The sequence below is a fragment of the Micromonospora sp. DT229 genome (assembly GCF_049844505.1).
Taxonomy (GTDB): Bacteria; Actinomycetota; Actinomycetes; order Mycobacteriales; family Micromonosporaceae; genus Micromonospora.
Genome location: NZ_JBNCLD010000015.1, coordinates 132,491 through 140,200 on the forward strand (window position 1 = coordinate 132,491; position 7,710 = coordinate 140,200).

The 7,710-nt window shown below is 70.9% G+C and carries 4 protein-coding genes; all 4 read left to right on the forward strand.

Annotation, left to right across the window (positions count from 1 at the left end; all coding sequences use genetic code 11):
* The first annotated feature begins 12 nt into the window (after positions 1–12).
* Positions 13–1,815 carry a copper resistance CopC family protein gene (locus ACLQ2T_RS21975; RefSeq protein WP_425768234.1) on the forward strand — a complete coding sequence of 601 codons (1,803 nt, stop codon included), beginning with the start codon at positions 13–15 and terminating at the stop codon, positions 1,813–1,815.
* A 166-nt stretch (positions 1,816–1,981) separates the two neighbouring features.
* Positions 1,982–4,771 carry a family 43 glycosylhydrolase gene (locus ACLQ2T_RS21980; protein ID WP_425768235.1) on the forward strand — a complete coding sequence of 930 codons (2,790 nt, stop codon included), beginning with the start codon at positions 1,982–1,984 and terminating at the stop codon, positions 4,769–4,771.
* A gap of 71 nt (positions 4,772–4,842) precedes the next feature.
* Entirely contained in the window at positions 4,843–7,254 is a 2,412-nt protein-coding gene (locus ACLQ2T_RS21985) for a family 43 glycosylhydrolase (protein ID WP_425768236.1), read from the forward strand.
* A 29-nt stretch (positions 7,255–7,283) separates the two neighbouring features.
* Positions 7,284–7,710: hypothetical protein (locus ACLQ2T_RS21990; protein WP_425768237.1), on the forward strand; the 427-nt coding region annotated here is incomplete at its 3' end.

Genomic DNA, 7,710 nt, shown 5'->3' on the forward strand with positions numbered 1-7,710 from the left:
GAGGATGAACTGATGCGTCGTCTCCCTCGGACCCCCATCCGGGTCACCTCCGGGCTGCTCGCGCTCCTCCTCGCCACGGCGGTCGGGATCCTCGTCGGCGCGGCACCGGCGGCGGCGCACGGCAGCCTGGCGATGTCCACCCCGAAGGCCGACGCCACGGTGACCGAGCCACTGACCAGGGTGCAGCTCTACTTCACCGAACAGGTCGTACCGAACGCCCACTTCGCGGTCACCGCACCGGGTGGCATCCGGATCGACAACGGCTGGACCCAGGGCGAGCCCCGCCCACTGGACCAGCCGGTGCGCGAGTACTTCCTGGTCGACGGCACCTTCCAGCCCCGGGAGTACACGACCGGCTATCCGGCGGTGGTTAACCTGGCCCACCTGCCGGCGACGGGACGGTACACGGTCAGCTATCTGTCCGTGGCCTCGGACGGGGAACCGGTACGCGGCACCCTGAGCTTCCGCTACACCGGCCCGGTGACCCGGGCTCCGGCCGGCTGGCGCCCGCCGACCGACCAGCCGGACCCGGCCCTGGTGGCCGCCGTCGACCAGCACGGGCACGGTGCCGAACCCGCACCCGCCTCCGCCGCACCACCGGCCTCGGCGCCGCCGGCCGCCGCCCCGGTGCCGCCCGCGGAGGGGGGCCTGGGGGCCGGGGCCTGGACGGCGGTAGCGGTGGCGATCACCGTTGCCCTGATCGGTCTGCTCCTCTGGCGCCGCCCCGCCCTGGCCGCCGGGCTGCTGCGGCGACCGGGCCGTACCTCATCGGGGGGTCGCCGCCCCGGAACCGGCGCCCGCACCAAGGGAAAGAAGAAGACGACCGCCCGCTCCAGGCGAGGCGGTACCGGGTCGGCGGCACCGGCGGCCTTGGTCGACGAACGGGTGCGCACCGACCGGTCGAGCAACCTCCGCCTGGCCCTGCTCGTGGGTGGGTTGGTGATCGCGCTGCTGGCCGGTTTCGGGCTGGGGCGGATCGGCGACGGCGGGCAGCCCGGCAACACCGAGGCCCGGTCGGGGGACCCAGGGGTACCGGCCGCCGGATCGGCCGCCGAGGGACACCAGCATCCTCCGGGCACCGGGGCGCACACCCACCCCGGCGAGGGTACGGACCAGGTGACCGGGGCGGGGGTCAGTGCCGCCGGCTACACCCTGCAACCGGTGCAGCGGTCCCAACCGCCCGGCGTACGGGTGGACTACCAGTTCCGCATCGTCGACGGCAACCGGCAGCCGGTGACCGACTTCGCGGTCGTACACGACAAGCCCCTGCACCTCATCGTGATCGGCCGGGACCTCAGCGGCTACCAGCACCTGCACCCCAGCATGGGCGAGAACGGGGTCTGGCAGGTCCCCCTGGAGTTGCCCCGGGCCGGTGACTACCGCCTCTACGCCGACTTCTCCGTCACCACGGCCGACGGCCGGCAACTGCCGCTGGTGCTCGGGGTCGACCATCAGGTGCCGGGGGTCTACACACCGGCGCAGCTGCCCGCCCCGGCACCACAGGCCACCGCCGGGACCTTCACGGTGTCGATGGACGGTGCGCCGACCATCGGGCTGAGCGCACCGATCGTGCTCCGGGTGGCCGGTGCCGCCGGGCCCGCCCGGTTGCAGCCCTACCTCGGGGCGTACGGACATCTGGTCGTGCTGCGGGAGGGGGACCTGGGCTATGTGCACGTGCACCCGGAGCCGGAGGTGGTCGACGGGGCGGTCACCTTCTGGCTGACCGTGCCGAGCCTCGGGCGGTACCGGGCCTTCTTCGACTTCCAGGTGGACGGGAAGGTGCACACCGCGGAGTTCACGCTGGACCTGAGCTGACCAGATCCACTGTGGCGGCTGAGCGGGCCGGGCCTGGGAGCGCTCACACCGGACCTTCTGGGAGATGTTGCTCGTAGATTTCGCCGGAGTATCGATCAGGGTCTTGACGATCGTTGTTAGCGCTAACACCATAGGGGTCCCGCCACGCTCGCGTCTGGAGCCCGCCATGCACGTGCCCGTCGCCGCTGCCGCCGACCCCCGCCCCGACTCGTCTCGCCGCACCCCGCCGCTGCTGATCGTCGTCCGCACCATGACCCGTCTGCTCCGCCGGCTGCGGCCAGGGCGGCGAGGTCTGGGGGTGGCCACGGTCGGTGCCCTGGTCGGTGCCGGCGCCCTGGTGCCCGGTGCCGCCGCCCATGCCGACCAGCCCTGGTCGCCCCGCTCGTCGTACACCTCGACGGACCGGGGCGACGGCACCTACACGGTGCCTCTGCTGCGCTCCGACGTGCCGGACATCAGTGTGGAACGGGTGCCGGCCGCCGAGAACGACGAGGGCCGGGACATCTACTACATGATCAGCACCACCATGCACCTGAGTCCGGGTGCGCCGATCATGAAGTCCTACGACCTGGTCAACTGGGAGATCGTCAACTACGTCTTCGACCGGGCGAGCATCGGCGACTCGTTCTCCCTGCGCAACGGCCAGAACTCGTACGGGCAGGGCCAGTGGGCCTCCTCGCTGCGCTACCACGAGGGCATGTTCTACGTCGCCTTCAACACCAACAACCTGGGTGGCGCGTACATCTACCGCACGGACGACATCGAGAACGGGGCCTGGCAGCGTACGGCGCTGGGCCGGGGCCTGCACGACCCCTCCCTCTTCTTCGACCACGACGGTACGCCGTACATCTTCTACGGCAACGGCACCATCAGCGCGGTACGCCTCAACCCCGGGCTGACCGCCATCGTGGCCGACTACCCGAACGTGTTCAGCGCCAACGACTACGCCGGTCAGCCCTTCATCGGCGGCCTGTTCGAGGGCGCCCAGTTCTACTACATCGACGGCCAGTACTACGCCGTCATCATCACCTGGCCCTCCGGTCAGGGCCGCCAGGTGGTCATGCTCCGCTCACCGGAACTGCTCGGCCGGCACACCGCCCCGGGCGGGACGAACACCTGGCAGGCCCGGGGGGTGCTCAACTCCAACGGCTTCGCCCAGGGCAGCCTGGTGCCGATCGCCCGCCCCGGCGGTGCCACCGACTGGTACGGCATGTTCTTCCGGGACACCTTCCCGATCGGACGGATTCCGGCCCTGATCCCCGCCACCTGGTCCGACGGCTGGCCGACCTTCGGCACGGGCGGTGTGGTGCCGGTCGAGGGCGGGTTCGACAAGCCGATCCGGCTGAGCCCTGCGGAGGAGCTGTTCGAGCGGCAGAAGAGCATCGTGGTCTCGGACGACTTCGCCAATGACGCGCCGCACAAGGCGTACCTGGACGAGCAGTGGACCATTCCCACGCCGCCGGCCATCGACGAGTCCCTGCTCGGTGTCGAACCGCTGACCAGCCCCGGTTTCGAGTCCGGGGAGCTGTCGCCGTGGGCCCCGCAGTTCGGGGCGACCCTGACCCGGGACACCACGGACCCGGCGGCCGGCGCGGCGGCCCTGCGGGTCGGCAACCGTACCCTCAACGGCTCCGGCCCCCACCAGTACCTCGCCGGCAAGCTGCAGCACGGGGTCACGTACACCGTCTCCGCGAAGATCAAGTACACCTCGGGCCCGAGCGGCTCCAGCATCGAACACCCGACCGAGGCGGAGATCCGGCCCAACGGGTCGCGGCTGGACATGGCCTGGGAGTGGAACCACGCCCCGGACAACCGGTACTGGTCGCTGACCGACCGGGAGGGCTGGCTGCGGCTGACCACCGGCAAGGTGGTGACCGGCGACTACGTCTACACCAAGCTGTCCAACCGAGCCGAGCTGGCCTGGTTCGAGGAGGCCCGCAACACCCTGTCCCAGCGGACCTTCGGCCCCCGACAGTCCGTCGAGACGAAGATGGACATCTCCCGGATGCGCGACGGGGACGTCGCCGGGCTGGCCGCCTACAACCGGGGCTTCTCGTACGCGGCCGTCAAGCGGACCGGTGGGGTGAACACCCTGGGGGTGGTCAACCGGGGGCAACCCTTCGCGGTCGACCTGGACCAGTCGAGCCTGGAGAACTTCCTGCCCGGCACCACGGTCGCCTTGGGCGAGGCCACCGAGGTGCACCTCAAGGCCGACCTGGACTTCGCCGCGCCGACCGGGCAGCTGTGGACCACCTTCCACTACAGCCTGGACGGGTTGACCTGGACCCGGTTGGGCGACCGGGTCGGTCCGCAGGCCCTGGACGGCAGCCTCGCCCACTTCATGGGCCACCGGGTGGGCCTGTTCAACTACGCCACCCAGCAGGCCGGCGGGCAGGTCGACTTCGACCACTTCCTGCTCAGTGACACCCTCACCGCCCAGAACCGGCCCCTGGACACCACCGCCCTGGACGCGGCCATCGCCCACGCCGGCACCCTCGACCAGGCGCGGTACCCGGCCGAGGCCTGGGCCGCGATGCGGACCGCCCTGGCCGCCGCGACCACGGCCCGGGCCGGTGAGTTCGGCACCCAGAACCAGATCGACGCGCCGGAACGGGCCCTGAGCTACCAGCTCGCCCGGCTGGGGGTGCTGCGGGACTCCGTCGAGCTGCCGGTCACCGTCAGCGCGCAGACCCGGTGCGTCGCCGGCAAGGCGTACCTGGCGGTGCAGGCCCGCAACGACCACGACGGGCCGGTCGAGGTGGTCGTGGAGACCGCGTACGGCCGGCGCAGCTTCCCGGCCGTCGCCCCGGGCGCCAACGCGTTCCAGCAGTTCACCACCCGGGCGACCGCCATGCCGGCCGGTACCGCGACCTTCCGGGTCACCGGCACGGTCGACGGTCGGACGGTGACCACCGTCCGCACCGCGGAACACGCCGCCACCACCTGCGGCGGCTGACCCCCTGAGCTGCCCCGGGGCCGGACCCACGCCGGCCCCGGGGCCCCCGTCCCACGTGAAGGAGGGCATTTGTGACACCACATCTGCGAAGGGTGACCCGTCGCCGGGTCACCGCGGTCGCGGCGGCCGGCCTGCTGCTGGCCGGTTTCGTGTCCGCGGCACCGGTCCAGGCCGCCGAGGCCGACCTCATCGTCAACGGCGGCTTCGAGCAGGGACTGACCGGCTGGTTCGTCAACAACGGCAACGCCACCGACGCCGCGACGCTGACCCCCACCAGCGACGCCTACTCCGGATCGAGCGCGGTGCACGTCACCGACCGGGCCACCACCGGCTCCGGCCCGATGCAGGACCTCTCCGGCAAGGTGCAGACCGGGCAGACCTACGCGCTGAGCGCCCGGATCAGGTACGACAACCCGCAGTCACCGGCGACGAAGCAGTTCTTCGCCACCATGCACTACGGCGGTGGCACCTACACCAACCTGGTCAGCGTGACCGCCAGCCGGGGCCAGTGGGCGCACTTCAACGGGCAGTTCACCATCCCGGCAGGGCAGGGGGTGTCCACCGCGCGGCTGTTCTTCGAGACCCCGTGGACCAGCAACCCGGCCAGCGACCCCGACCTGCACCTGATGGACTTCACCCTCGACGAGGTCTCCGTGGTCGGCGCCCCGCCGCCCCCGCCCGCCTCGAGGACCATCGAGGTGGTGGGCAAGCTGCCCGGCGAACACAACCCGTTGATCGGGCACAAGTTCGGTGCCGACGGGTACGGCTTCGTCCACGACGGCCGGGTGTACATGTACCTGACCAACGACACCCAGGGGTACGCCCCGAACCCCGCCACCGGGGTCTCGCCGGGCATCAACTACGGCGACATCAACCAGATCACCGTGATCTCCACGACGGACATGGTCAACTGGACCGACCACGGTGAGGTCCAGGTCGCCGGGCCGAACGGCGTGGCGCCGTTCACCAGCAACTCCTGGGCTCCCGGGATGGCCAAGAAGGTCGTCGACGGCCAGGAGAAGTTCTTCCTCTACTACGCCAACAACGGCAGTTCCAGCAACGTGATCACGGGCGCCTCGCCGATCGGCCCGTGGACCAGTGAGCGCACCAGCACCCTGATCGACGGTCGTACCCCCGGTGCCGAGGCGGTCGCCTGGAAGTTCGACCCGGCGCCGTTCGTCGACGACGACGGCGAGCCGTACCTCTACTTCGGTGGCGGTCCCGCCTCGACCAGCATGCCGGCGGCCGAGCGGTTCAACAACCCGAAGAACCTGCGCGCGATCAAGCTGGGCGACGACATGGTGTCGACCGAGGGCACCGCGGCCGTGGTGGACGCCCCGGTGGCCTTCGAGGCCGCCCAGGTGTTCAAGCGCGACGGCAAGTACTACCTGTCGTACTCCTCGCACTTCGGCGGCAGTGACTTCGGGGGCAACCAGACCCCGCTGCCCGGCTACCCCGGCGGCGGCCAGATCGGCTACATGATCTCCGACGACCCGATGTCCTGGCCCAAGGAGACCTACGCCGGGGTGCTGTTCCCCAACCAGTCGCAGTTCTTCGGCACCGGCACCGGTGGCAACAACCACCAGTCGGTCTTCGAGTACGAGGGCAAGTACTACTTCACCTACCACGCCCCGACCCTGAACAAGCGGATCAACGGCAACACCACCCAGGGCTACCGCAGCCCGCACATCCAGGAACTGGCCTTCAACGCCGACGGCACCATCCAGCAGGTGGTCGGCACGTACGCGGGCGTCGAGCAGGTCCGGGACTTCGACCCGTACCGGGTGTTCGAGGCGGAGACCTTCGGCTGGAGCAAGGGCATCGCCACCACCAAGGTCGAGGGTGGCTCCGCCGAGTTCGGTGGCTCGGCCCCGAACCTGGCGGTACGCGACATCGACAACGGAGACTGGACGGCCCTGTCCTCGGTGAACTTCGGCTCCGGCGCCGACCGGGTGACCGCCAAGGTGCGCCCGCTGGCGGCCGGCGGCCAGATCCAGGTGCGGCTCGACGAGGTCACCGGGCCGGTCGTGGCGACCATTCCGGTGGAGGGAACCCTCGGCGAGTGGACGGAGCTGACCGCCTCCCTGGAGGGGGTCGCCGGGGTGCACGACCTCTACTTCACCTTCAGCGGCCCGGCCGGGACCGACCTGTTCGAACTCGACACCTGGCAGTTCACCGCCGCTGACGCCCAGTTGCCGGTGACCGCCACCGCGCAGACCCGGTGCATCGGCGCGAACGTGTACCTGGCGGTGCAGGCCCGCAACGACCACGACGGGCCGGTCGACATCGAACTGGAGACCGCCCACGGCAAGCGCACCGTGTCCGGGGTGGCCGCCGGGGCCAACGCGTACCAGCAGTTCAACACCCGCACCGCTACCCTCACGGCCGGATCGGTGACGGTCCGGGTCACCGGCTCGACCGAGGGCCGGACCGTGACCACGACCCACACCGTCCAGCATTCGGGCGCCACCTGCGGCGCCTGACCGACCTTCGGGCAGAAACGGAGCATTGAATGGACACAGGCAAACGCGGGCGGCTGCTGGCCGCCGGTGCCGCCGGGGCCCTGCTGGTCGGCGCGGTGGGGCTGGCCGGACCGGCCCACGCCGAGCCGGGTGACGAGGCCGGGGTGGAGGTGACCGTCGAGATCGAGGAGATCCGGCAGCCGGGTGTGTTGGCGATGTCGGTAGCGGCCGACTCGGTGGCGTTGTCCGAGGACGGGTCGACGTTGCTGGTCCGCCAGTTCACCGGCACCCTGCCGACGGTGACGGTCACGGACACCCGTACGGCGGACGAGGTGCCGGAGGGTGCCGCGTGGGCGGTGCTGGGTAGCGCTACCGATTTCGTCGGTGACGCCGACCAGGCCCCGATCGGTGCCGGGCACCTGGGCTGGAAGCCGAAGCTGATCGACGGTGGGGACACCGGTCTGGTCAGCGAGGGTG

Excerpts from the sequence above, each read along its gene's own strand:
- ACLQ2T_RS21975 (WP_425768234.1), top strand. The coding sequence starts at position 13 with ATGCGTCGTCTCCCTCGGACCCCCATCCGGGTCACCTCCGGGCTGCTC.
- ACLQ2T_RS21980 (WP_425768235.1), top strand. The coding sequence starts at position 1,982 with ATGCACGTGCCCGTCGCCGCTGCCGCCGACCCCCGCCCCGACTCGTCT.